We start from the raw sequence: 25,442 nt of genomic DNA, 5'->3' as shown, positions 1-25,442 counted from the left end.
AAGAACGGACTGTGCGCGCAGGCGAACGCCACCGCAGGGCCGGAGACCTAGGGCAGGAAAGGGCGTTGGCAGCGTGCGAGAGAGGGGAGGTGCCCGGCGTCAGATGGAGCGTCGACAGGCAGCGCTGGCGACACGCAGGAGGTCGATGTGACCCCGCTTAGTCAGAAAGGCGCTCCGCACGAAATAGATCTTCGTTGAGGGTCGATGCCCTGTCAACCGACCGGGCGCTTTTCGATCATGAATGCCGTTCACCCTGACCTGTACCGATTCGCCGGGCCGCAGCGCCGCCGACATCGACGACGGAGCGTGCCCCCGCCCCATGACGCTTACGGAGCCGTGCGCTCGATGCCCAGCAGGGCGATGTCATCGGCCGGCTGCTCCGCGCCGAGCTCCGACATGATCACCGCGCAGACGTCCTCCGCGGATCCGGGGTGGGTCGCGGCCCGAAGACGGTCGAGTCCGACGTCGATGAGTTCGCCACGGCGCTCGACGAGCCCGTCGGTGTAACACACGAGGACGGCGTCGGAAGGGAACTCCACGGCGGTGGTGTGGCGTACCCGCGGGGCTCCGATGCCGAGCGGCGGATCCACCGGCAAGGTGAGTAACTCCGCCGGGCGTCCGGGACTGACCAGCACGGGCGGAAGGTGACCCGCGAGCGAGATGTGGATACGTCTGCGGTCAGGGCTGATCATGGCGTAGAGCACGGTCGCGAGGTTGCCGGTCTCGAAGTGGTGGACCTTCCGATCGAGACGGGTCAACGCGTCCGAAGGATCGTCACACTCGAGTGTGTACGCACGCAGCGCGCTACGGAGGCGGCCCATGACGACCGCCGCCGCCAGACCGTGTCCAGAGACGTCGCCCACGACTATGCCGAGCCACCCGGTGGGCAGGACGAAGACGTCGTACCAGTCACCACCGATGCCGGCCTGGTGGCCGGGCACGTACCTGGCGGCGAGCCCGACGCCGGGCACCTGTGGCAGCCGGGTGGGTAGCAGGCTTCGCTGCAGGGCCAGTGCCGCGACCCGATCGATGCTGGCCAGACGCGCCTGACTCACCAGTGCGGCCCGGTCCGCCACGAGTTGCAGCAGTTGGATGTCGTCCTGGGTGAACTGCCGCGGGTCACGGGAACCGACATGCAGCACCCCGACGAGTTCCTTGCCCGCCAGCATCGGCACACCGAGCAGGGAGCGGACACCGGCGTCCCGCAGTACCGGGCTGGCCACGTCGTTCGCGCCGACGTTCTCGATCAGGACCGGCTGCCTGGTCGCGGCGACCCGTCCGGCGAAGCCCTGACCGACCGGAAGGCGGAAGCTGCGCCGTACCTCTTCTTCCAGCCCTTTCGAGGCTGTCGACACGAGCTGCTGGGAGTGGGGGTCGAGCAGGAGGATCGCCGCGGTGTGAACCCGCATCAGGTCGCGGACACGGTCGAGCAACTCGTCGAGCAGGTCCTCCGCCTCAAGTCGGGACAGCGCCGCGTCGGTCACGGCCTCGATACGGCGCAGGCGCTCGGCGCTACCGGTGTCCTCTGCCTCGATCACGGAAGCAGCCTAGCCCTCACCTGGCCCGGCGTGGCCGGCGGCAACCCGTTCACCAGCGCCGATAACATATATTCCACTCACGCGTAGCGAGCAGGCGATTCCCCGAACGCACCAGCCGCCGATCGTCCGCGCCCTGACCGACTCGGCCCGCGGACACTCGGCAGTGACACGGTTCCGATCCGCCCCCGGGGTAGGTTCCAGGGATCCACGACGTGCAGAAAGGGCGGCTGACGTGTCCGGGCACCTCCCGAATCAGGCACCACCCGCCGAAGTGGACCGCTTACTCTTGGTAATCGAATTCGACGCGGAGAACTTCACCGAGGTACGACACGAGGTCGACGCCCACACCCGGCAATGCCGGATACCCCCGGAGAAGGCCGCCGACTTTGTCGCCGCCGTCAACGAAGTCATGATCAACGCTGTACGCCACGGCGGCGGCCAGGGTGTGTTGCGCCTGTGGCGGGACGTCCACCTCCAGTGCGAGGTTCGGGACCACGGCCCGGGGTTCGTCGCCGAGCGGTACCTCAATCGTGACCGGCGGCCCAGCCCCAGCGCGGAGGGCGGGATGGGACTGTGGATCGTCCAGCACACGACCGACCTGCTCTCCATCGTCAGCGGCGCGACCGGCACCACCGTGGTCGTCGGCACCGCACTTCCGTCGCCGACGGCACCCGGGAAGACCCGCTAGACGTGTCCAGGCCGACGGGAAGGCCAGCCCCCAACCACCTCCGCTACGGCACCTTCGTGCCACCGAAGCACGAGCAGGGACGGCTCCGGGTGTCCAAGACGCGGCGTAGGCCGCCCTGGAGGATCCCAGGTCCGGCTCGATCCATTCGGACGTACCCGTTCAGCGGGGTCTCTCGGTCGACTGGGGTTTAAGAACGGGTCACTTCGGGCACTTCGCCTGGGCGTCGCTCGATCGCCCTGGCGTCGCCCTGCCGTCGAGCCAGCCGAGAGACCTGGGAGCGATTCGATGTCCGAGGCGTCCGAGCCGCAACAGCAACCCCCCGGTGTCCTGGAGACGATGCGTCAGAAGCCCGATCACGGCGAGAGTTCCTACCGGGGATCTGGTCGTCTCGAGGGCAAGAAGGCGGTCATCACCGGTGGCGACAGCGGCATCGGTCGGGCGGTGGCGATCGCGTTCGCCCGTGAGGGTGCCGACGTACTGATCTCCTATCTCAGCGAGCACGACGACGCCAAGGACACGGCGAAACTGGTCGAGCAGGCGGGGCGCCGGGCGGTGCTGGTCGCGGGCGATCTGGCCGACGCCGCGCACTGTCGCACGGTGGTCGAACGGGCCGTGGAGGAGTTCGGACGGATCGACGTGCTCGTGAACAACGCCGCGTACCAGATGACTCACAAGACCATCGAGGAGATCACCGACGACGAGTGGCAGCACACCTTCGATGTCAACATCACCGCTATGTTCCGGCTCGTCCAGGCAGCGTCACCACATCTCGGCACGGGAGCGTCGATCATCAACACCAGCTCGATCAACTCCGACATGCCCCGTCCCACCCTGCTGCCCTACGCGACCACCAAAGGGGCGATCGCGAACTTCACCGCCGGGCTCGCCCAGATGCTCGGCGGGCGGGGCATCCGGGTCAACAGCGTCGCACCGGGCCCGATCTGGACCCCGCTGACTTCCTCCACGATGCCGCCCGAGCAGGTCGAAGAGTTCGGCAAGAGCACCCCGCTGGGTCGACCCGGCCAGCCGAAGGAGGTCGCTCCCGCCTACGTGCTACTCGCCTCCGACGAGGCCGGTTACATCTCCGGGGCGATCCTCCCCGTCACCGGCGGCAAGCCGATCCTCTAGCCCGTCGACCGGCCGGGACCGCCGTCGCGGGCCACCCAGGTCATCTGCCTCACCTCCGCCGCCACTGGCAACCCTCCCTGAGAGGCCCGGAGTTTCTAGGCACGTGAAAGTTGCTCATGATTCTGGGTCGGCAGCCGGGCACCGGCACGCGCAACCGCCCCGCACCGCCCGGTCCGCGCCCCGACCCCTCTCTCGTTCCCGGCACCAACGCACGAGCATGGTGCTCGCTGCCGTGTCGATCGTCGTCGGCGGGGTTCTGTTGGTGCCGGGCGCCCATGCCCGGCTGAACCCGGCAGTTCCGTCGACTGCCACTGCCGGTGCCACTGGCAGTCCCCGTCCCAGTTTCAGCGTCCAGGCGTCGCCTTCGGTGCCGCCGCCGAAGGCGACACCGGGTCGGACGAAGCCGTCGCCGAAGTCGCAGCGGCGGACGCTGGCGGCCGGACGGGTCTCGGTGAAGATCGAGAGAGGCTTCTTCTCCTACGCGCTGCTCGACCGCCGAAGCGGCAAGGTCTCCGGTGCGAACCTGGGCGCGACCAGCTCCACCGAGTCGATGATCAAAGTCTGGATCGTCTCCGACTATCTGCGACGGCTCGGCGCCGAGGAAGCCCCGTCCGACCGGCTGGCCCAGGCGAGCAGTGCGATCCGGGACAGCGACGACGCCGCGGCGCAGTCACTGTTCATCGCCGGCGGGAGCGCGGCGGTGATCAATCGACTGGCCCGGACGTGCCGCCTGCGCCAGACGAGACCGGTCGTGCCGCCCGGCGCCGACGTGGTCTGGTGGAGCTACACCGAGATGTCGGCCAAAGACGCGGTCCGGATGGGCGAGTGCGTCAAGAACGGCACCGCGGCCGGACCGAGGTGGACCGAGTGGGTACTGGGCCAGATGGCCGAGGTCCGGGGCACCACCGCCGCCCGGGACCAACGGCCGACCAGCGGCGGCGGCCGGTGGGGAATCATCGACGGGCTGCCCGAGGACATCCTCGACCAGAGTCCCGTCGGGATCAAGAACGGGTGGACCCTGCGCCGGGACGACGGCCTCTGGCACGTCAACTGCCTCGCCATCACGGACGACTGGGTGCTCGCCGTGTTGTTGCGCTACCCCGGCGACCAGGACCTCGACCGAGGTGCCGCGATCTGTGCCAGCGTGGCCAAGCAGTTGGTCACCCCCTACCAGAAGGCGGGCTGAGAGGCACGCGAGACCCGAACCGGACCGCCTGGGCAGCCGGAACGGCGACCACTCAGAAGGAGGCCGCGGCCTTGTCCGGGGTCCTGAGGTTTCCTTCGGCGGCGAGGCGTTCAGCCTCGAAGGTGGGGACCCGGCTGGCGGTGGCGTCCTCCGCCGCGAACTGCCGGCTGCGGCCGCGCCAGCCGAGATAGGCCACCAGGACCACGAACACAGCCGCGCCGAGCGCGAGCATCGTCCCTACCACCGTCATGGCCGAAGGGTACAACCACGACCGTTGTTCCTCTGAGGACGATCCACTCGACCGGTCACCACAGCGATCAGGCGCTCTGCCGGCGGACCAGGGTCGAGGGAAAGACCACGTTCGGCGGACCCGGCGTCTGGTTGAGCACGGCGGTGGCCGCCGCTCCGACGATCCGGCTCACCGGATGACTCGCGGTGGTCAACGCGGGGGCGCTCAGCGCGGCGAACGGAATGTCGTCGAATCCCGCCACCGCCACGTCGTCGGGCACCTTGCGACCTTCCTCGCGCAGAGCGGCCAGCGCGCCGAGCGCCGTGGCATCGTTGATGGCGAACACGGCGTCCGTGTCCGGCCAGCGGCGGAGCACCCTGCGCATCGCACGGTGACCGGTACCGGCGGAGAAGTCTCCGGCGACCAGGCGCGCCGGAAGTCCGGCAGAGCGCATCAGCCCCTGGTAGGACTCGACGGAACGCCACGCGCACGGCATCCACTGCGGCCCGGTCACCATGGCGATCCGGCGCCGACCGGTGGCGTAGAGATGTCGCAGGACGGCACCCGCTCCCCCGCCGTTGTCGACGTCGAAGGACGGCACCCACCGGGACCCGATCCCAATGGAGGCGACCCGTCCCCGCAGTGACATCGGTACCGCCGCGAGCGCGGCCTCGGTCGTGTTGAGCAGCACCACGCCACGCACACTGCGGTCCTCGGCAAGCCGGTCCAACCGGGGCGCCTGTCGGGGCAGCCACTGCAGGGAGGCGCCCACACCGTACGGGGCACCGGCCTGGGCCGCCGCGGCCACGGCGCGGTCGACGTACGGGTCCTCGAGCACCTGGGCGGTCGTACCGACGACCGCGACGACGAGCCGGAAGCCGGACCCGCCGGCGAGTGCACGGGCCACCGGGTCGGGGCGGTAGTCGAGCCGCCTCGCCGCCTCGCGGACCCGGTCCCGTGTGGCGGCGGAGACCGGACCCGATCCGGCCATCACCCTGGAGACGGTCGTACGCGAGACTCCCGCCTCCTTGGCGACGTCCTCCAGCCTCATCTGCCGTACCGGCCCTGCCGTCATGGGTACCTCCACTCGGAACCGTGCCGCACCGGGGCGGCTGGTGCCGGGCGGGCCGGACGGCCCCGGTTCGTTCTTCGTCATCCAGGTTACGCTTGCGCTGAGAGCGCTCTCAGGGGTGCGATTTCGGAACGTTGGCGACCCCACGCCGCCAATGCGGAAGGAGCCCACCCGTGAGCCCGATCAAGGCATCTCCGCCCGCGCGCGTCGCGGCGCCGACCCGGCAGATCCTCGCCGCGCGTACCGCCGTCGCCTTCGTCTTCGGACTCAACGGCCTGGCCGTGGCGACCTGGTTCGCCCGGGTACCGGCCGCCCGCGAGGGACTCGAACTCAGCGCCGGACAACTGGGCCTGCTCCTGCTCGCGATGTCGTGCGGCGCCATCCTCGCCATGGTGACCGCCGGAGCGGTGGTGCACCGCGCCGGTTCACCGCGCACTGCCGCCGGGTCGACCGCACTCATCACCGTCGGCCTGCTGCTGGTCGGCGTCGGCATCGGGGTGTGGTCGTCGGTCCCGCTGGTGGCGGTCGGACTCGCCGCGATCGGGTACGGTTCCGGCCTCACCGACGTCGCCATGAACGTGGAGGCGGCGCTGGTGGAACGACGACTCGGGCGGACGATCATGCCGCGCTTCCACGCCGCCTGGAGTCTCGGCACCGTCTCTGGCGCCGTCCTCGGCGCCGGCAGCGCCCAGATCGGCGTGCCCGTCCTGGCCCACCTGACGATCGTCGCCCTCGTCGTGCTGCTCGGCACGCTGTTGTCGGTCCGCTCCTTCCTGACCTCCAGGACCGGGCCGGTGGGCCAGCCCGGACGGGCCGAGGAGACCCCGGCCACCGCCGGCCCGGCCCGGGGCAGCGGCGTCCTCCGGGCGTGGCGCGAACCGCGTACGCTCCTCGTCGGTCTGCTGGTGCTGGTCGTGGCGTTCACCGAGGGGACCGCCAACGACTGGGTCGCGGTCGCGTTCATCGACGGACACGACATCAGCGAGGCGGCCGGCGCCGCCGTCTTCGGCATCTTCGTCGCCGCCATGACGGTGGGTCGGACCACCGGAACTGTCGCGCTGGACCGGTGGGGCCGGGTACCGGTGCTCTTCGCCACGCTCGGGCTGGCCATCGTCGGCGTGACGATCGCCGTACTCGCACCCTCCCAGCCGGTGGCACTGGCCGGGGTGGCGCTCTGGGGACTCGGCGCGTCGCTGGGCTTCCCGGTGGGAATGAGTGCCGCCGCCGACGACGAGGACCGCGCGCCGGCCCGGGTGAGCGTCGTCGCGACGATCGGCTACACCGCGTTCCTCGCCGGGCCACCGGCCGTCGGTTTCCTCGGTGACCATGTGGGCACCCTGCGGTCCCTGCTGATCGTGCCGATCCTGCTGGTGCCGGCACTGGCGCTGGTGCCGGTGACCCGGCCGCCGGCAGGTACCCGGCAAACGGATCCGGCGGCGCTCGCCGGCGACCCGGCACCACTGTGACCAGTCAGGACGCCTCCCAGCCCCACGGACACGGCCGGGCGCGCACCATCCGGGGACGGCACGCGCCCGGCCGCCGCGAACGCGGTCCGGTTCGTCCTGTCAGTCGACGACCGGTGGTGCGGTCCTGGCCGCCGCCTTCAGTGCCGCCGCCTCGCTGGCGTACGGGTTGTAGGTGTACGCGCGGGACGGGCTGCCGGGCACGGTGAAGTACTCGACGGAGAGCTTCGCCGGGTCGGTGGCGATCTCGCCCCGGCCGGGTACGTCGTCGCCGTCGTCCCAGCCCCACGGCGCGTTCGCCGAGTTGGTCGAGCAGTCCCAGGTGCCGGCACCACAGTTGTCGGTGTCGTCGCCCGCGAAGGTGCCGAGGTTGGCGAAGAGGCTCGCGTTGGCACGCTGCGCCCACAGGCCGCCCGAAGCGAAGACGTCGATCAACTGGTAGCGCACGTCCCGGTCGTCGCCGTTGCTCGGCGTCTCCGCCACGGTCGACGGGTAGTACACGATGCCGTCACCGTTGATGGTGTACTGCGGGTACGCCTTCAGTCCGTGCCCCTGCGCCTCCTGGGCGGTGACCGGGTGCGAGAACGAGTCGTGCGGCGACGACTGGAACTGCAACGTGCCGTCGACGTTCTCCCGACCACCCGACCAGGTGCTGCCCGCCGGGGTGTAGGAGTAGAAACTGGTGTGTGCCACGGTGACGGCGGAGCGGAGCACCCCGTACGTGGACCCGTCCCGCTCGATCGCGAACAGCACACCCTCGCCGTCGTTCTCGTGTTCGGTCTCGAAGAACGGGTGATCGGTCCAGTCGCGGGGGTGGAAGAACAGGTACGTGATGTACCAGTGGGTGCTGGTCTCCACGACGGAGTAGTAGCCGGCCGCGGCGAGCGAGACACCAGCCGCTCCGGTACGGTCCCAGTTGTTGCGGCCGTTGAGATCGCCGTCGAAGTCGACCCGGGTGATGTAGTCGGACCGGCCGCCGAGCGCGTGACTTCCGGTGGCGTCGACGTCCTGGTAGTGGATCGGCGCCCAGCGCAACGCCAACTCCGCCCGGCTGACCGCGGCGACCGCCGGTGTGGGCACCGCGAGTCCCACCGTCACGAGTGCCGCGGCCAGCGTGGCCGCGACGAGGGATCTCCCGGCGAACCTGCTTCTGTCGAACATCTCTACTCCCCATCCGGTCTGGATGAACCGCAGGGAATCCTTCTGGCCCACGGCGCCCGGGACGTGTCCGGCGGGCGAAGAGAGAATAGATGTACGTCAACGGATTATGTGCCCCCTGACGGGTGGTGCGGGGCGGTTCAGCGTGATCGAGTCAGCCCATTCGAGCGGGGAAGGTCCAGTCCCGCCGCCCCGAGCACCTCGTCGACTTCGACCTCGGCCGCCGTGAGTGTGCCGCGCCGGCCGCCGGGGAGCCCAAAGGCGACGAGCGCGGCACCGAGGGCGGCCCCGACGGCGGCGATCGTCAGGATGATCACGTACTGCGACTCGTGCGGAAGCGGGACCGGGGTGCCGCCGATGAGGTTTCGAGTCAGCAGGGTCACCACCAGGGCGCTGGCCACCGAGCCACCGATCGAGCGGGCGATCGAGTTGACGCTGTTGGCGATGCCGGTCTCGGCGAGTCCCACGTGCTCGACCAGGAGCGCCGGCAGGGCGGCGTAGCCGAAGGTGACGGCGGTGTTGACGGCGAAGGAGCCGACGATCACCTGCCAGCTCGCGGAGTGCAGCACGACGAGGGTGAGGAACCCGAGCGCTGCCAGCAACAGCGAGATGACCAACGTGGTTCGGGCGCCGTACCGGGCAACGAGTCGGCCACCGAGCGGAGCGGTGACGATGCCGGCGGCGGCGCCCGGCAGCAGGTAGACCACGCTCGCGGCGAGCACGGTGGATCCGAAGCCGTACCCGGCCAGCGCGGGCGGTGCCTGGACGAAGCTGGAGACGGTGAGGAAGACGACGAAGAGGGAGATGCCCAGGAACAGGCCGGCGAGGTTCGCGACGACCAACGGCCGGTGGGTGAGCATTCGGATGCTCACCAGCGGGTACGTGAGCCGACGTTCGAACAGCACGAAGATCGTGAACGCCAGGACGGCACCGACCAGCGAGCCGATCACCCGGGCCGAGCCCCAACCCCAGTTGTTGCCCTGCGCCAGGGGCAGGAGCAGGAGCACCAGGGCAAGACCGAGGATGCCCGCGCCGGCCCAGTCGGTGCTGCCGACGGCGGCCGGCCGACGGCGCGGTACGGCGAACAGGACACCGACGATCCCGACCACACTGAGCACGGTGGCGAGCCAGAAGACCCGGTGGTAGTCGGCACCGTCACGGGTGAGCAGTCCGGTGGCGACGAGTCCGAATCCGGCCCCGATGGCGAGCGTGCCGCTGACGATCGCCATTGCGCCGGTGAGGCGCCGCGGTGGCAGTTCGTCGCGGAGCACGCCGATGCCCAGCGGGAAGAGAGCGAACGACGAGCCCTGGAGGACCCGGGCGAGCAGGAGCAGCGGCAGGTTGTCGGTGGTGGCGGCGAGCACCGAGCCGGCCAGGACCACGGCGAGTACGGCGAGCAGCACCGGCCGGCGGCCACGCAGGTCGCCGAGCCGGCCGAGGATCGGGGTGAGCACGGCGGCGGCCAGCAGGTTGGCGGTCACCACCCAACTGGTGGCGTTGGCGGTGGAGTGCAGCGACGCGGTGATGTTGGCGAGCACCGGCACGACCAGGGACTGCAGGGCGGCGACCAGAAGTACGCCGTACGCGACGACGGGTAGTACGAAACGGGGAAAGCGTGAGCCGTCGGAGGCGGTCATCATGTCGAGCTCTCTTTCAGCTGCGGGAGGCACCGAACGTAGACCCGACGATCCTCGGTTTTCAACACGGTGTCGATTTTTCTCGTCGTGACGTCGATCACCACCGACGGTGGGTATAGTGGCGGCATGCCAGCTTCCGGGAGCCGTCGTGGGCCGACCAAAGGTGATCAACGCGAACGGGCCCTGCTCGACGCGGCGCAGATCGTGCTGCGGCAGAAGCCACTCGCACAGGTGACGATTGACGAACTCGCCGCCGCGGCCGGCATCGCCCGCTCCGGCTTCTACTTCTACTTCGAGTCGAAGCAGGCCCTGCTCGCCGCGCTCTGCGAGAGCACGCTCGGCAAGAGCGAGGAGGAGCTTGCCGAGTGGGTCGAGGCGGACGACATCGACCGGGACGCGTTACGCCGCGGATTGACGCGCGCCCTCGCGCGTTGGCGGGTCGACGGCCGGTGGCTGTGCGAGGCGTTCGTCAACCCGTTCCCCGGGCCGGAGATCCTCCAGGTTCGGGAGCGGGTCACCGCCAATGGCTGCACCGCGGTCAACCGCCGCATCGAGCGCGACATCCGGGCCGGTGTCACCGTGGTGGGCGACCCCACCCTGCTCTCCCTGATGGTGGTGAAGCTGCGGCTGGTCATGTTCGCGCACGCCTTCACCAACCCCGAAGAACAGACCGACGACGCCCTGCTGGACTCGCTCGCCGACGCCACCCTGCGGTTGCTCTACGGCACCCTGCCGGCGGGGGCGGAATCGGCCGCACCCACTCCCTCGACCGCCTCGGCCTGAGACCGGCCACGAGCGCCCCGGCGGGCCGCCTCTGCCCCCGGTCGAGAGGCACGGAGGTCAGAGGGCGCAGGCCAGTGCCGTGACGACGTCCCGGGCCGGGCCGGCGGGCGCTCGCCGGTAACCGGTGCCGGCCCAGAGATGGGCGCGGTCGGTGTCCCCGGCCGCCACGGCCGCCGCTCGCAGGGGTCGGGTCAGGTGATGCACCGCCGGATAGCCGAACGGGGCCCAGGCCTGGTGACGTTCGACGAACCCGTTGCGCAGCGCCCGGGCCGGGCGGCCGGTGAAGGCGTGGGTCATCACGGTCTCGGTGAACGCCGGGTCGACGAGCGCGTCCTTGTGTGGCTGGCTCGCCCCACTCTCGTCCGTACGCAGGAGCAGGGTCCCGACCATGACCGCGCTCGCTCCCGCACTGATCAGATCGCGCACCTGCCGAGCTTCGGTCACTCCCCCGGCCACCACCACCGGCAGCCCGGTCGCCCGACCGACCTGAGCGGTCAGGCGCTCCAGCGTCACCGGTGTCGCCGGCTCCCCTGGCGTGTGCGTGCCGCTGTGCCCTCCGGCGTCGGCCCCCTGGGCCACGAGCCCGTCGACGCCCTGTTCCCGCGCCGCCCGCGCCTCGGCCTCGTTGGTCACCGTGACGAGAACCCGGGTGCCGGCCCGTCGCAGGGCGGAGACCACCGCCTTGCCTGGCAGACCGAAGGTGAAGCTCACCACCGGTACGGGATCCTGGAGCAACAGGTCGATCTTGTCGTTCCAGTGGTCGTCGTCGACGACCGGGTCAGCGGAGAGGTCGATGCCGTAGGGCCGGGCCTCGACGGCCAGGTCCCGGGCGTAGCGACGGAACGCGTCCACGTCGACCGGCACGGCGTTCGGCACGAAGACGTTCATTCCGAAGGGGATTCCGTCCCGACGGAGTTGCTCCATCTCGGTCCGCATCGCCTCGGGAGTCTTGTAGCCGGCCGCCAGGAAGGCAAAGCCGCCGGCGCTCGTGACGGCCGCCACCAGTGCCGGCACACCCGGGCCCCCGGCCATCGGCGCCGCGACGACCGGCAGTTCGCTGCCGAGTAGCTCACCCCAGACGCTGGTCATGACGGTCATTCTGCCGTGACCCCGACTGTCGGATCCGGCCCGGGTCCACCGCTCGCCGAAGCAGGACGTCGCGACCGGGACCTCCTTGGGGCGGGAACCCCACCTCGCTCGGTGTTTTGAATGTCGACAATAGTCCCGAATTACACGACAAAGCTACGCTTGAATATTGACAGATTTCTGCAATAACATGACCGAGTCTAGCTCTGTTTCGAGCCTGTGAACTCAGCGTGACGATCCTGGAGCCACCCGGGGGACGCTCCGCCTTCGAGCGTCGGCACTCGTCACCGTCCCGAGAGAAACGAGTCATTCGATGTCACGGAGCATCATCGAAGTCACGGCGAGGCGGGCCACGCGGGCGGCACGCTGGGTCGCCACGGGGACCGCGTTGACCCTCACCCTCCTCGTCGGCGGGGGCGCCGGCACGGCGTACGCCGCCACGAAGACCTCACCCGGCCCAGCCCCGGTGGTGACCCGCGCCGGCCTCGACCCGTCGCTCGTCACCGGCCGTGGGGCGGCCGTCGACTTCCTGGAACAGGAGGCGGAGAACGCCCGCACGAACGGGACGGTGATCGGGCCGGACCGGGCGGCGTACACGTTGCCGTCCGAGGCCTCCGGCCGTAGGGCGGTCAAACTGGCACCCGGCCAGTACGTCGAGTTCACGCTCCCCAGGGCGGCGAACGCGATCACGGTCCGCTACAGCATCCCGGACGCACCGAACGGCGGTGGCATCACCGCCCCGCTCCACGTCACGGTCAACGGCGGGTCGAAGAAAACCATGACCCTCACCTCACAGTACGCCTGGCTGTACAACCAGTACCCGTTCACCAACGACCCGAACGCCGACCTGCTGCACCCCGACTGGTGGATCACCGAGTGCGCCTGCGTACCGGCGGCAACCACGCCCACCCCGACGATCAGCAAGCCGTTCCGCCCCATGCACTTCTACGACGAGCAACGCCTCCTGCTCGGTCAGACCTACCGCGCGGGTGACAGGGTACGGCTCAGCGTCCCGCACGGCAGCAACGCCGCGTGGACCGTCGTCGACCTGCTCGACTCGCAGCTCGTGGCCCCGCCGCAGGTGCGGCTCATCGCGGCGAACGTCCTGGCCTTCGGGGCGGATCCGACCGGCCGCCGCGACTCCGCCGCCGCGTTCGACAAGGCGATCGCCTTCGCCAAGCTCACCCGCCTCAAGGTCTACGTGCCGCCGGGCACCTACCAGGTGAACCGCCACATCATCGTGGACGACGTGACGATCGAGGGCGCCGGAAACTGGTACACGATCATCAAGGGCCGCCAGGTGGCCCTCGACCCGCCGGCTCCGGACGGGTCGGTGCACACCGGCGTCGGCTTCTACGGCAAGGACGCCTCGGCCGGAGGCAGCGACAACGTCCACCTCTCCGGCTTCGCGATCGAGGGTGACGTCCGCGAGCGGATCGACACCGACCAGGTGAACGGCGTCGGCGGCGCGATGAGCAACTCGTCCATCGACGGCCTGCACATCCGCCACACCAAGGTCGGCCTCTGGTTCGACGGACCCATGACCAACGTCCGGGTGACGAACAACGTCATCGTCGACCAGATCGCGGACGCGCTCAACTTCCACATCGGCGTCACGAACTCGGTGGTCTCGAACAACTTCGTCCGCAACACCGGTGACGACGGCCTCGCCATGTGGTCCGAGACGACCTCGAACGCCAACAACACGTTCGACCACAACACCGTACAGACGCCGACGCTCGCGAACGGCATCGCGATCTACGGCGGCAGGGACAACACCGTCTCGAACAACCTCGTCGCCGACCCGATCCGCGAGGGCAGCGGCATCCACGCCGGGTCCCGTTTCGGTGCGGAGGCGTTCACCGGATATCTGCGGATCACGAACAACACCGTGGTCCGGGCCGGCACGTACGAGCTGAACTGGAACATCGGTCTGGGCGCCATCTGGATCTACGCCCTGGACAAGAGCATCGAGGCGGACATCCAGGTCGTCGGGGACCACTATCTCGACAGCACGTACAACGCGATCATGATGGTCAGCGAGTGGTCCGTGAAGGACCTGTACTCGATCAGCGGCGTCCACTTCAAGGACATCCGCGTCGACGGTACGGGCACCTCGGTGCTGAGCGCCCGGGTCGCGGGCTCCGCCTCCTTCGAGAACGTCGACGCCCGCAACGTCGGCGCGGTCGGCATCAACAACTGCGGGTCGTTCCACTTCACACCGGCCGGCTCGGAGTTCTCCGTGACCGACCTCGGCGGCAACGACGGCGGCGGCACCACCGGACCCTGGCTCGCCGCGTGGGAGTTGCCGAACACGATCACCTGCGACGACCGACCGCCGGTTGTCGTACCGCCGGCACCGGCACCGTGGTGACCTCTAGGGTCCCGGGGCGCTGATTCGCCTGGACGACGGAGGCCGGGCCCGACCGGACCGCGAACCCGCGGGCCCGGGGTGGTCCGGCCTCCGCCCATATCACCACCTGATCCGGTCAGACAGTCCAATCCGGACGGGACTGCCACGAGGAGACGATAGGGAGAGCGCGGCGGCCCTCTTCGCTACCGGAAACCGAAGTGGGACGGGAGCGGCCTGCCTTCGAACAGCCGCAGCGGGACCGCGTCAGCCAGCGCCCGGTAACCGGTCGGATTCAGATGCAGATGGTCGCCGTCGTCGTACGCGCCCAGCAGCCGGCGGGCGTCACCGGGATCCCGGACCGCCCGGTCGAAGTCGAGGACCTCGTCGAACCTGCCGCTGCTGCGGATCCAGTCGTTGACCCGCTGGCGAGCCCGCTCGCGCAGACCGGCCGGGTCGTCGTAGTCACCGTTGCCACCGAACGGCAGGAGTGTCGCGCCGTAGGCCCGGATGCCGTGCGCGTGGGCCCGGACGACAAGCTGGTCGTACGCGGTGACGAGGTCGTCTGCCACCCGCCTCTGCGTCGCCTCGGTTGCCCCGGCGGTGCCGATGTCGTTGACGCCCTCGAACACGATCAGCCATCGGACTCCGCTCTGTGCCAGTACGTCGCGATCGAACCGGGCCAGGGCGTTGGGCCCGAGCCCGTCGTTGAGCACTCGGTTACCTCCGGCGGCCTGGTTCAGGACCGCGACCGCGGAACCGCCGCTACTGGATCGGAGCCGGCGGAGCAACTGGTCGGGCCAGCGGTTGTTCATGTTCGTGGTGGAGCCCCGGCCGTCGGTGAGGGAGTCACCCAGCAGAACCGCCGCCGCGGTCGCGTGGCCGGTCCACACCTCGACGCCGCTGAGCAGGTACCAGTGGTCCGTCGGCGTGGCCACCGGCAGGTCGGCGGCGGTGACGTGGTTGCCGGCGAGGAGGTAGGAGGTGGTTCGGGAGCCGGGATGTGAGGTGATCTGGTTCGTCGCCTGACCCTCGCCCAGGTAGGCGGTAATCGTCAGGTTGGTCCACGGCGCCAGGTCGAAGCTCAGCGGGTCGGAGACGACCTGCGCCCCGACCGGCACCACCACGGACGGCCGACCGGAGAACGTCACCGGTCGGGATGTCATCGCCTGGATCCCGCTGACACCCGCTCGCCCACCAGTCGGTAGTGCGACCGAGACCGCGGTGATCGGCAGCGCCGCCCCGCCGAAGGCGTTGGAGAGGCGTACGCGCAGGTGGCGCCCGCCCACCGAGACGAACACGGTCTGCCGCAGGGTGGTGTCGGCGAGGACCACGTCGTCCCGGGTGAACGGCGCGGGTGGCAGGTTCTCCGGTTCCGCCCGCTGCGGCATCGACACCCAGGTGTGCACCCAGTGGCCGGTCATTCTCTGCGCCAACGGATCGATCCCGGTCGCCCCGGTGCGGGAGGCGAACCCTTCCGCACCGGGGCTCGGGGTTCAGCTCGCGGTGCAGCTGGGCGTCATGCCCGTCGCGCTGCCCGTGCCCTGGAAGCCGAACTCGGTGGTCTGTCCGGCGGTGAGCCGGCCGTTGTAGCTCACGTTGCGGAACTGGACGTTGCCACTGTTTCCGCTGGCCGTCGCGTTCCATGTGTTGGTGACCGTCGCACCCGCCGGCAGGGTGGTGGTCACCGTCCAGCCGTTCGTACCCGAGGAGCCGGCCGTCACCCGGATCGTCGCGACGAACCCGCCGGTCCACGAGTTGAGCGAGACCGAGGCGGAGCAGCCGGCGCCGCCGGGGGGCGGAGTGGTGGTCGGCGGCGGAGGGGTGGTGGTCGGCGGGGTCGGCGGCGTGGTGATCGGGTTGCCGCCGCTGTTGAGGGCGTTCAGGGTCGAGGTGTACGCGGCCTTCTTGTTGCCGCTGCCGTCGAAGAGCAGTGGGGTGCCGCTGGCCCGCCACGAGTCGGTGTCGCGGATGCCCCAGACCGTGATGCCGGTGCACCGGGTGATGGCGAGGCATGCCTGCACCACTCGACCGAAGTTGTTGGCCTGGGTGGTGCCGGAACCCTCGATGTCCAGCTCGGTGATCTGTACGTCGACGCCGAGGTTCGCGAACCGCTGCAGGTTGGCCTGGTAGTCGTTGGGAACCGGGCTCTGGGCGTTGAAGTGGGACTGGAACCCGACGCAGTCGATCGGTACGCCGCGCGCCTTGAAGTCCTGGACCATCGCGTAGACGGCGTTGCTCTTCGCGTTCTGGCCGTCGGTGTTGTAGTCGTTGTAGCAGAGCTTCGCGCCCGGGTCGGCGGTCCGAGCGGCGCGGAACGCCGCCTCGATCCAGTCGTTCCCGGTGCGCTGCAGGTTCGAGTCACGTCGGCCGCCACCGCCGCCGTCGGCGAACGCCTCGTTCACCACGTCCCAGGCGGAGATCTTGCCCCGGTAGTAGGTCGCCACCTGGGTCACGTGGTTGAGCATCGCGTTGCGCAGCGCGGTGCCGCTCATGTTCTGGGCCCAGCCGGGCTGTTGCGAGTGCCAGGCCAAGGCGTGGCCGCGTACCTGCTGGCCGTTGGCTCGCGCGCTGTTGACGATGCGGTCCGCGTTGGCGTAGTTGAACTGGTTCTGCGACGGTTCGGTCGCGTCCCACTTCATCTCGTTCTCGGCCGTGACGCTGTTGAACTCGCGGTTCAGGATGCCCACATAGGTGGAGTCGGAGAGCTTGTTCGCCGCGACGGCGGTGCCGAAGTAGCGTCCCTTCTCCGCGGCCGACGCGCCGAGCGTCGTACCGGCGCTGGCGTTCGGCGTGAAGGCGATCATCGTGCCGACGACGAGGGATCCCGCCGCGGCGAGCACCAGCGCCAGGCGCGGCCATGACCTCGCTCGGGGCGGTTGACCGGGGTGAGCCGAGTTGTCGCTCATCTCTGTTGCCTCTCGGACGGTTTGGGGAAGGAGATGGTTGTCGAAGGCCGAAGGCATCGGCACTGAGCGCGACGGGTCGACAGGGGGACGGAATCGAGATCGCCGGCCCTGCCCAGCTCGTAGCGGTGCCCACGCCCGGAGAGGCGACCGACTACGGCGTTGACCTGGCGTCTCCCTGAACCGCCCAGAAACACGACCCGCACAGGCAGCGCCACCCGCCTGGCACATCACCTTCTGGATCTTGTACAACAATTTGCGCAGGTCGATGTTAGCGGAAAGTTTCCGGAAGTATCAATGGCGGAACGCCGACGACCATCACGGGCAGGCGCGGAGCCCTCACCCACGTCACCGCTGCAAGCGGCCATGAGCTGGCACGAGGAGCGACTACGGTGGCCATCCGGGCACCCGGCTACCACCACAGACATGGTCCGATCAGAAGGCTCAGCCTTCCAAGACGTTACCGGTAACTTCCGGCATCGATGGTTGGCGGCCGGCAGCCGTGACCGGCGTACGGCCACCGCTCGGTGTGGAGCGGTCAGGCGGACTCGCGTACGACCAGCTCGGTCGGGAGCACCCGGGAAGAGGCGGGCTCGCGGCGGATCAGCCGGAGCAGGACGTCGACCATGTCCCGGGAGACCCGTTCCAACGGCTGTCGGATCGTGGTCAACGCGGGGTCGGTCTCACGGGCGATCCGGGAGTCGTCGAAGCCGCCCACGGCGACGTCGTCCGGCACCCGACGGCCGGCCCGCCGCAGCTCGGCGATGGCACCGGCGGCGAGCATGTCGGAGGCGGCGAAGACCGCGTCGATGTCGGGGCTCACCGCGAGCAGCCTGCGCATCGCCGCCGCACCCGCCGCATGGCTGTAGTTGTCGGCGTCGACCACCAGACGACGCAGCGCCTTGCGACCCAGCACCTCGCGGTAGCCCTCCAGGCGTTCGGGCCCACCGACGATCTCCGGACAGGCGATCATCCCGATCCGCTTGCGCCCCTGGCCCATCAGGTAACGGGTCATCTGCCGGGCGCCCTCGCGGTCCTCGGCGGCGACGTACGGAATGTTCGCCCCGATACCGCCGGGCTTGCCGCAGGCGACGGCGGGCACGACTCCCCGGGCGAGGTCGGCGATGAGCGGATCACCGGAGTGCGCGGAGATCAGCAGTACGCCGTCGACGTGACCGCTACGCACGTACCGCAGCACCCGGTCCCGCTCGTCCTCACTCGACTCCAGCATCAGGATCAGGCTGAAGTCATGCTCGGCCAACGCCTGGGTGCAGGCCCGGAGCAGCACGCTGAAGTTCGGGTCCTCGAAGAGGCGCTCCTGCGGTTCGGACAGGACGAAGGCGACCGCGTTGGACTGCTTCGTGACCAGGCTGCGGGCGCTCTGGTTGACCGTGTAGCCGGTCGCCCGCATGGCCCGCTCGACCGCCTTGAGCGCGGCCGGGCTGACGTAGCGGGCGCCGTTGAGCACCCGGGAGACCGTGCCCCGGGAGACGCCCGCGAGTTCGGCGACGTCGTCGATGGTCGGTCCACGCCGCATCGCCCGGCGGGCCGCGCCACGGGACTTCGGGTGGGGCGTCGGCTCGTCGGTTCCCGCGTTCGTGCTGCCCGTGTTCGTAGCCTCGGACACAACGACCCCTCTTGCTGTACGTGGTGCGACGAGGCGCCCCTGCGGTCCGGGCGGTCGTCGTACCGCCCAGTCTTCCATGCGTGACCGGGCGGCTCCCGTACGCCGTGCTCAGCGTGGCGGCACCGCGTTGGTACGGGCCACCCCGCCGAGCCAACGGGCGCTGGTCTTCGGCACCCTGCGCTGGTCGGCGTAGTCCACGTGGACGAGGCCGAACCGCTTGGCGTACCCCTCCGCCCACTCGAAGTTGTCGATCAGAGTCCAGGCGAAATAGCCACGTACGTCGACGCCGGCGCTGATCGCCGCGTGCAGGGCGAGCAGGTGCCGGTGCAGGTAGTCGACCCGGTCCGGATCGTGCACCGTGCCGTCGGCGTCGATCTGGTCCGGATAGGCGGCGCCGTTCTCGGTCAGGTAGACCGGGGGCAGCCCGGGGTGTTCCGCCCGGAGTCCGACCAGCAGCTCGCGCAGCCCGTCGGGCTCCACCGGCCACCCGACGGCGGTGACCGGCACCCCTTCGGGAAGGACGACCTCGGCCCGTAGGTGTCCGCTCGGGCTGGCCCGGACCAGCATCCGGCGGTAGTAGTTGACGCCGAGGAAGTCGATCGGCGCACCGACCAGTTCCAGGTCGCCGGGGCGGACCAGGTCGGCGGCGGGATCGGTGAACGGTGCCCCGGCCTCCCGGGGATAGGCACCGCGCAGCACCGGATCCAGGAAGAGTCGGTGACTGTCGACGTCGATGCGCCGGCTGGCGGCGCGGTCGTCCGGGGAGTCGCTGGCCGGCGAGACCGGGCTGAGGTCGAGCGTGATACCGACCTGCTGCCCGGCGCCGTGCCCGGCGGCCCGCAGCGCCTGGAGGCCGAGGCCGTGCGCGAGCAGCAGGTGGTGCACGGCCCGATCGCGCTGGTCGAGGTCGCGGATACCCGGGGCGTGAATGCCGCTGCCATAACCGGCGTGGCTGGCGACCTTCGGCTCGTTGAGCGTGATCCAGTGCCGCACGGTGTCGCCGAGCGCGGCGTGCACGATCGCGACGTAGTCCGCGAAACGGTAGGCGGTGTCCCGGGCGGGCCAGCCTCCCCGGTCCTGGAGCGCCTGTGGCAGGTCCCAGTGGTAGAGCGTGACGTAGGGGACGATGTCGTGTTCCAGTAGCCGGTCGACGACCCGCCGGTAGTGGTCCAGCCCCTGCTGGTTCACACTCCCCCGCCCGTCGGGTTGGACTCGGGGCCAGGCGATGGAGAAGCGGTAGGCGCCGAGCCCCAGCTCCGCCATCAGGGCGATGTCCTGCGGGTAGCGGTGGTAGTGGTCGCAGGCGACCGCGCCGGTGTCGCCGCCCGCGACGGCACCGGGCACCTCGCAGAAGGTGTCCCAGATGGAGCGCCCCCGCCCGTCGATGTCCACGGCCCCCTCGACCTGGTACGACGCGGTGGCCGAGCCCCAGACGAAACCCTCGGGAAAGGGCAGGTGTGGGTCACTCATGGTGGTCCTTCCGATCGGAGTGGAGATCCGCTCAGCCCTTCACGCCGCCGCTGACCAGGTCCAGCCGCCAGTAGCGCTGGAGGAAGAGGAAGAGCGCGATGAGCGGCAGGATCGAGAGGAGAACGCCCGTGATCACGAGCGAGTAGAGCGCGGGCTGGCTCGCGCCCTGGTTGAGCATGGAGAAGAGCCCGACGGTCATCGGGAAACGCTCGTCGTCGGAGATCATGATGTACGGCAGCAGGAAGTTGTTCCAGATCGCGATGAACTGCAACAGCAGCACGGTGACCATGCCGGGCACCATCGGCGGCAGCCCCACGGACCAGGCGAGCCGGTACTCGCCGGCACCGTCGATCCGGCCCGCCTCAAGCATGTCGTCGGAGACGACGGCCGAGGCGTAGATCCGCGACAGGTAGATGCCGTACGGGCTGATGATGCTCGGCAGCAGCACCGCCCAGTAGGAGTTGACCAGCCCCAGCTTGGAGATGAGCAGGTACTGCGGCACGGCGAGGGTGATCTGCGGGACGAGCACGCCGGCAAGGATCGTCCCGAAGAGCACCTCCCGACCGGCGAAACGGTACTTGGCCAGGGCGTACCCGGCGAGAGTGGAGACGATGACGGAGAGCACCGCCCCCACTCCGGCGTAGAGCAGGCTGTTGAGCGCCCAGCGCAGGAACACCCCGTCACGGAAGCCGAGCAGGTGGCTGACGTTGTACGAGAACCCACCGTTGAAGCTCGGCCAGAACGAGAACGTGGTGAAGAGTTCGTCCGGGCCCTTGGTGGCGGCGATCGCCACCCAGAGCACCGGCGCCACGCAGTAGGCGGCACCGAGCAGGAGCAGCGCGGTGGGGACGATTCGGGTGCCCGGTCGCTTCGGCGTACGGGCTGGTCGGGCGGGAACCTCGATGTCGGGCGACCGGGCCGGCCGCTGGTCGGTCCGGCTCACTTGTCCCTCCCGAAGGCGCGTTTCTGCAGGAAGCTGAGCACCCCGAGCGAGACGACCAGGGTGCCGAGCGCCAGCACGACCGAGGCCGCGGCGGCGGTGTGGATGTCGTTGTTGACGAAGGCGTCGCGGTAGATCGTCATCAGCGGCACCCAGGACGAGGGGATGGAGTCGGTGAGCGGTTGCAGGGTCGCCGGCTCGCTGAAGACCTGGAGGGTGGCGATGACGCTGAACACGCCGGTCATCACGAGCGCGGGGGCGATCAGCGGAATCTTCACCCGGAGCGCGATCTGGATCTCCGAGGCGCCGTCGATCCGGGCCGCGTCGTACATCTCCCGGGGGATGCCCCGCAACGCGGTGTAGAGCACGATCATGTTGAACCCCACGCCGCCCCAGACACCGATGTTCGCCACCGAGAAGAGCACCGAGCCGGGGGCGAGGAAGTCGGGCGCGGGTAGGCCGATCGCGGTGACGGCGTCTCGGATCGGGCTGACGTTCGGCAGGTAGAGAAAGCCCCAGAGCAGGCTGGCGATGACCCCTGGCACGGCGTACGGCAGGAAGATGCCGATCCGTGAGGCGGCGCCGAGCCGGACCCGGGGTGTGTCCAGCAGCAGCGCGAAGAGCAGGGCCAACCCGAGCATGGTGGGGACGACGATAACGCCGTAACCGAGCATCCGCAGGATGCCCTGGGCGTAACCGTCGTCGGTGAGTACGCCGACGTAGTTCTCCAGGCCGACGAACTGCTCGACCCGCAGGCCCAGCCCGCCGCCGGTGACCCGGGAGGCGCGCAGGCTCAGCCAGACGGTGTACCCGATCGGGACGAGCAGGAACAGCGCGAGCAACACGACGGCCGGGGCGACCAGGACGTACGGCGTGGGCCCCGCTCCGGCACGGGGCCGGCGCGCGACGGTGGTGGGACGGGCACCGGGCATCTGCTCTCCTCCTTTCCGGCCGCCTACTTGACCTGGAAGCCCTGCTTCTTCAGGTCGGCTACGGAGGCTTCCTGGAGGCGGTCCACGGCGGCGCCGAAGTCGGACTTGTCCTGGATCGCCTTGGCAAGGATGTCGCTGTACTGGCTGTAGGTCACATTGACGTTGGGGGCCCAGGAGAAACCGCGCGCGGTCTTGGCGATCGCGGCGGCGTCGGCGAAGAATGCCGGCTGATTCGGCATCATCAGCGGGGCCTTGCTCAGTGCGGGTGTGGACTGGCCGGTGGTCGCGGCCGGGTAGATGCCGCCCTGGGCGACCAGGGCGTCGACGGCCTCCGGGTCGGTGTTGAGCCACTTGACGAACTTCTCCGCCTGCGCCCGCTGGGTCGACTTGGCGGAGATCGCGGTGGCCGAGCCACCCCAGTAGCCGGCGACCTGGTTGCCGGTGCCCCATTGCGGCAGCGGGGCCATCCGCCACTTGCCCTTGGTGCTCGGAGCGACGCCCTCCAGCACCCCGGCCCCCCAGACCGCGCTGGGCCAGGCGAGCAGGGTTCCGTCGCTCATCGCCTTGTTCCACTCGGGGGTGTACATCGGTTTGCCGGAAAGGGTGCCGTCGTTGACCAGTCCGCCCCAGAACGCGGCCATCCGCTTGGTCGGCTCGTCGTTGATGGAGACGGTCCAGGTGCCGTTGTCGTTGACCCACCAGTTCGCGCCGGCCTGCTCGGCGAGGCCGGCGAACCAGCCGGGGTCGCCGGAGGAGAAGGTGGCGAGATAGCGGTTCGGGTCTTTCTGCCGGACCTGACGCGCTACCGTCGCGAACTCGTCCCAGGTCTTCGGCACGGTCAACCCGAACTGCTGGAACAGGTCCTCGCGGTAGTAGAGCATCATCGGTCCGACATCCTGCGGGATCGCGTACGTCTTGCCGCCGAACGAGGTCAGGTTCCAGGTGCCCTCGGTGAACGAGGACTTCACCTCGCCGGCCAGTGACGTGAGGTCGGCGATCGCCCCGTTGGTGATCAGTACGGGCAGGGCCTGGTATTCGGCGTGGACGAGGTCGGGCGCGTTGCCGGCCCGGTGCGCGGTGATGATCTTGGTTAGCAGTTCCTCGCCCTGGGCCTGCCGGCTCACCGTGACCTTCTGTTGCGGGTTCTTCGCGTTCCAGATGTCGACGACCTTCTCCACGTTGGTGGTCCAGGTCCAGAACGTCAGGTTCGCCGGGTCGTCGGGGTTGCCCCTGGGGGGCGGCGCGTCCTCGTCCGCGCCACTGCCGCAGGCGGCGAGCAGGGCGGGTAGGGCCGCGGCGGCACCGATACCGGCGACCCCCTTGAGAAATCCTCGCCGCCCGAGCGGGCCGTTCGGCAGGGAGTTCATCGGGAAGCGACCGAAGCCGGTCGTGAGGCGGGACATGTGCCCTCCTGAGGTCCGCTGAAGGGAAGGACGTTCTCTGTGAGCGATCACAGAGTCTTCGCCGAACCGATCCGCTGTCAAGGCTCTGTTGCAAATTTGTTTCCGGGCGGTACACCAGCCTGTCTCGGGCTTCACGGGTAACCGCACGCTGACCCTGGCGATTCTGTGAGCGGTCACGTAACGTCCGCCGTACGACCAGAGGGGAAAGCCGTGACGACGAGTGCTGGCGTGAACCGCCCGACCACAGCGCCGGACCACCGGTCCGCGCCCGAACCAGGCACCGGGGCGCCCCGGGCCGGACTGCACCGGGTGCTGATCGGCGCCCGCGACCTGGGCCGCTCGGCCGACTTCTACCGGGGCGTACTCGGTTTCGAGGAGGTGCCGGTGCCCACCCCGGGAGCCCGACCGGCCCGCTGTTTCGCCAGCGGCCCGGTGCTCGTCGAGGTGACCGAGGTCGCGCCCGACGCGGACAACGGCGACTGGGTCGACGACGACCTACAGGGCGGCATCCGGCACTTCGGCATGAAGGTCGGCGACGTCGACGAACGGGTACGGCGGCTGGAGGCCGCCGGGGTGACCGTACTGTCGCCGCCCCGGGACGTGCTCGGCGACGTACGCATCGCCTTCTTCCTCGACCCCGACGGCACCCGCTGGGAGTTCATCCAGGGCAACCTCGCCTACCAGCACGTCCACTCCCCCGCCCTCGCCGCCGCCGAGGCGGCGAACCGGCTCGGCCCGCAGGACCCGCCCCGCTTCGACCACGTCGCGATCACCGTCGACGACCTGCCGTCCGCCCTGCGGTTCTGGCACGACCGGTTCGGCTTCCAGGTGATCGGCGACATCCGCCACCACGACGACCCACGAGGATTCCTGATGACGTACCTCCAGGCCGGTCCGGCCGTGCTCGAGGTGTTCAGCTTCGACGTGCCGGTCACCCCGCATCCGGTGCCGACCGCACCCGGAACGCTGTCGGGCCTGCACGCGATCGGGCTGATCACCGACCAGCCGACGACACCGGTCACCGTCCAGGACCCGGCCGGCGTACCGGTGCTGATCGGCGGGGTCCGATGAGCCACATCCTGGTCACCGGATCAACCGCCGGAATCGGCGCCGAGATCGCCGCCGAACTCACCCGTCAGGGACACCGGGTGGTCCGGCACGCGCGCGACGAGAGCCGCGCGGCGCGGACCCGTGCGGCGTACGGCGGTGAGGTCGTCGTCGGCGACCTCGCCAGCCTCGACTCCACCCGCGCGATGGCCGACGCCCTGCGCGGCCTCGACCCGTTCGACGTCGTCGTGCACAACGCCGGTTGGAGCAGCCGGGACAGCACCCGCCCGGTGACCGTCGACGGGCTGGAGCGGACCTTCCAGGTCAACGCCCTCTCCGCCTACCTCCTGACCGCGCTGCTGCCACTGCCGGCACGGCTGGTCTACGTCAGCTCCGACTCCATCACCCGCGCCACCCTCCGACTCGACGACCTCCAGCACGAAAGGTCGTGGACCGCTGACGCGGCGTACGCCGACAGCAAGCTCGCCCTCACCGCCCTCGCGTTCGCCGTCTCCCGCCGCTATCCCAAGCTGCTCTGCAACGCCGTGCACCCCGGGTGGGTACGCACCCAGATGAGCGGCGACGAGGCACCGCTGGACGTCGCCGAAGGTGCCGCCACCCCGGTCTGGCTCGCCACCTCGACCGCACCGGACGCCATGGTCACCGGCGCCTTCTTCCACGACCGCCGACAGGTGCGGCTCAACCCGCAGGCGTACGACCACCAGCTCCAGGACGCGCTGGTGGAGCGCTGCGCAGCGCTCAGCGGCGTACCGCTGCCCCCGGCGGACGCCTGAGAGCA

General features: G+C 69.8%; 22 protein-coding genes. 8 read left to right on the top strand and 14 right to left on the bottom strand.

Annotated features, from left to right (window positions below):
• Nucleotides 1-99 precede the first annotated feature (99 nt).
• On the bottom strand, nucleotides 100-294 hold the full coding sequence (locus ACIBF5_RS17040) for a putative leader peptide (RefSeq protein WP_396812551.1): 195 nt from the start codon (nucleotides 292-294) through the stop codon (nucleotides 100-102).
• Between the two features lie 32 nt (nucleotides 295-326).
• Nucleotides 327-1,538, bottom strand: a complete 1,212-nt coding sequence (locus ACIBF5_RS17035; protein ID WP_396812549.1) for a PP2C family protein-serine/threonine phosphatase — start codon at nucleotides 1,536-1,538, stop codon at nucleotides 327-329.
• Nucleotides 1,539-1,809: 271 nt separating this feature from the next.
• Between ACIBF5_RS17035 and ACIBF5_RS17030 the strand changes: the two genes are divergently transcribed.
• The 3 genes from ACIBF5_RS17030 (at nucleotide 1,810) to ACIBF5_RS17020 (ending at nucleotide 4,540) form a co-directional block, all read left to right on the top strand.
• Nucleotides 1,810-2,226, top strand: a complete 417-nt coding sequence (locus ACIBF5_RS17030; protein ID WP_396812547.1) for an ATP-binding protein — start codon at nucleotides 1,810-1,812, stop codon at nucleotides 2,224-2,226.
• Nucleotides 2,227-2,511: 285 nt separating this feature from the next.
• Nucleotides 2,512-3,354, top strand: coding sequence for a glucose 1-dehydrogenase (locus tag ACIBF5_RS17025; protein WP_396812545.1), 843 nt, complete (start codon nucleotides 2,512-2,514; stop codon nucleotides 3,352-3,354).
• 217 nt (nucleotides 3,355-3,571) lie between these two features.
• On the top strand, nucleotides 3,572-4,540 hold the full coding sequence (locus ACIBF5_RS17020) for a hypothetical protein (RefSeq protein ID WP_396812543.1): 969 nt from the start codon (nucleotides 3,572-3,574) through the stop codon (nucleotides 4,538-4,540).
• A 52-nt stretch (nucleotides 4,541-4,592) separates the two neighbouring features.
• On the opposite strand, the gene ACIBF5_RS17015 is transcribed toward ACIBF5_RS17020, so the two are convergent.
• Complete coding sequence (locus ACIBF5_RS17015) at nucleotides 4,593-4,790, bottom strand: hypothetical protein (protein WP_396812542.1); 198 nt, start codon at nucleotides 4,788-4,790, stop codon at nucleotides 4,593-4,595.
• A 67-nt stretch (nucleotides 4,791-4,857) separates the two neighbouring features.
• Nucleotides 4,858-5,844, bottom strand: coding sequence for a LacI family DNA-binding transcriptional regulator (locus ACIBF5_RS17010; protein ID WP_396812857.1), 987 nt, complete (start codon nucleotides 5,842-5,844; stop codon nucleotides 4,858-4,860).
• Between the two features lie 170 nt (nucleotides 5,845-6,014).
• Here ACIBF5_RS17010 and ACIBF5_RS17005 point away from each other — a divergent pair, with 170 nt between their 5' ends.
• Entirely contained in the window at nucleotides 6,015-7,307 is a 1,293-nt protein-coding gene (locus ACIBF5_RS17005; RefSeq protein WP_396812539.1) for an MFS transporter, read from the top strand.
• A gap of 99 nt (nucleotides 7,308-7,406) precedes the next feature.
• Here ACIBF5_RS17005 and ACIBF5_RS17000 read toward each other — a convergent pair whose 3' ends face one another.
• A complete protein-coding gene (locus ACIBF5_RS17000) occupies nucleotides 7,407-8,465 on the bottom strand; it encodes a hypothetical protein (protein ID WP_396812537.1) in 1,059 nt (352 codons plus the stop codon).
• Nucleotides 8,466-8,602: 137 nt separating this feature from the next.
• Nucleotides 8,603-10,102 carry an MFS transporter gene (locus tag ACIBF5_RS16995; RefSeq protein ID WP_396812535.1) on the bottom strand — a complete coding sequence of 500 codons (1,500 nt, stop codon included), beginning with the start codon at nucleotides 10,100-10,102 and terminating at the stop codon, nucleotides 8,603-8,605.
• A 123-nt stretch (nucleotides 10,103-10,225) separates the two neighbouring features.
• Here ACIBF5_RS16995 and ACIBF5_RS16990 point away from each other — a divergent pair, with 123 nt between their 5' ends.
• A complete protein-coding gene (locus ACIBF5_RS16990) occupies nucleotides 10,226-10,882 on the top strand; it encodes a TetR/AcrR family transcriptional regulator (protein WP_396812534.1) in 657 nt (218 codons plus the stop codon).
• A 57-nt stretch (nucleotides 10,883-10,939) separates the two neighbouring features.
• Here the strand turns inward: ACIBF5_RS16990 and ACIBF5_RS16985 are convergent, their stop codons facing one another.
• Nucleotides 10,940-11,971, bottom strand: a complete 1,032-nt coding sequence (locus ACIBF5_RS16985) for an NAD(P)H-dependent flavin oxidoreductase (RefSeq protein WP_396812531.1) — start codon at nucleotides 11,969-11,971, stop codon at nucleotides 10,940-10,942.
• A 310-nt stretch (nucleotides 11,972-12,281) separates the two neighbouring features.
• Here ACIBF5_RS16985 and ACIBF5_RS16980 point away from each other — a divergent pair, with 310 nt between their 5' ends.
• A complete protein-coding gene (locus ACIBF5_RS16980; RefSeq protein WP_396812529.1) occupies nucleotides 12,282-14,342 on the top strand; it encodes a glycosyl hydrolase family 28-related protein in 2,061 nt (686 codons plus the stop codon).
• A 182-nt stretch (nucleotides 14,343-14,524) separates the two neighbouring features.
• On the opposite strand, the gene ACIBF5_RS16975 is transcribed toward ACIBF5_RS16980, so the two are convergent.
• The 7 genes from ACIBF5_RS16975 to ACIBF5_RS16945 form a co-directional block, all read right to left on the bottom strand.
• Nucleotides 14,525-15,742, bottom strand: coding sequence for an SGNH/GDSL hydrolase family protein (locus tag ACIBF5_RS16975; protein ID WP_396812527.1), 1,218 nt, complete (start codon nucleotides 15,740-15,742; stop codon nucleotides 14,525-14,527).
• 72 nt (nucleotides 15,743-15,814) lie between these two features.
• Nucleotides 15,815-17,227: an endo-1,4-beta-xylanase gene (locus ACIBF5_RS16970; RefSeq protein ID WP_396812525.1), complete on the bottom strand. Its 1,413-nt coding sequence runs from the start codon at nucleotides 17,225-17,227 to the stop codon at nucleotides 15,815-15,817.
• A gap of 535 nt (nucleotides 17,228-17,762) precedes the next feature.
• Complete coding sequence (locus ACIBF5_RS16965) at nucleotides 17,763-18,851, bottom strand: LacI family DNA-binding transcriptional regulator (protein WP_396812523.1); 1,089 nt, start codon at nucleotides 18,849-18,851, stop codon at nucleotides 17,763-17,765.
• Nucleotides 18,852-18,959: 108 nt separating this feature from the next.
• A complete protein-coding gene (locus ACIBF5_RS16960) occupies nucleotides 18,960-20,321 on the bottom strand; it encodes a GH1 family beta-glucosidase (protein ID WP_396812521.1) in 1,362 nt (453 codons plus the stop codon).
• 31 nt (nucleotides 20,322-20,352) lie between these two features.
• Nucleotides 20,353-21,264 carry a carbohydrate ABC transporter permease gene (locus tag ACIBF5_RS16955; protein WP_396812520.1) on the bottom strand — a complete coding sequence of 304 codons (912 nt, stop codon included), beginning with the start codon at nucleotides 21,262-21,264 and terminating at the stop codon, nucleotides 20,353-20,355.
• Nucleotides 21,261-22,193, bottom strand: coding sequence for a carbohydrate ABC transporter permease (locus ACIBF5_RS16950; RefSeq protein ID WP_396812518.1), 933 nt, complete (start codon nucleotides 22,191-22,193; stop codon nucleotides 21,261-21,263). Before ACIBF5_RS16950 ends, ACIBF5_RS16955 begins: the two co-directional genes overlap by 4 nt.
• Before the next feature lie 23 nt (nucleotides 22,194-22,216).
• Nucleotides 22,217-23,596 (bottom strand): ABC transporter substrate-binding protein, encoded by a 1,380-nt coding sequence (locus ACIBF5_RS16945; protein WP_396812516.1) that lies wholly within the window; start codon nucleotides 23,594-23,596, stop codon nucleotides 22,217-22,219.
• 210 nt (nucleotides 23,597-23,806) lie between these two features.
• On the opposite strand from ACIBF5_RS16945, the gene ACIBF5_RS16940 reads away from it, so the two are divergent.
• Both ACIBF5_RS16940 and ACIBF5_RS16935 read left to right on the top strand, forming a co-directional pair.
• Nucleotides 23,807-24,667 (top strand): VOC family protein, encoded by an 861-nt coding sequence (locus tag ACIBF5_RS16940; RefSeq protein ID WP_396812514.1) that lies wholly within the window; start codon nucleotides 23,807-23,809, stop codon nucleotides 24,665-24,667.
• Nucleotides 24,664-25,437, top strand: coding sequence for an SDR family NAD(P)-dependent oxidoreductase (locus tag ACIBF5_RS16935; RefSeq protein WP_396812512.1), 774 nt, complete (start codon nucleotides 24,664-24,666; stop codon nucleotides 25,435-25,437). The genes ACIBF5_RS16940 and ACIBF5_RS16935 overlap by 4 nt, the downstream gene beginning before the upstream one ends.
• The last annotated feature ends 5 nt before the right edge of the window (nucleotides 25,438-25,442 follow it).

The sequence above is a fragment of the Micromonospora sp. NPDC050417 genome (genome assembly GCF_044458865.1).
Classification (GTDB): Bacteria; Actinomycetota; Actinomycetes; order Mycobacteriales; family Micromonosporaceae; genus Micromonospora_G.
This window is presented reverse-complemented; position numbering and strand designations above follow the sequence as displayed.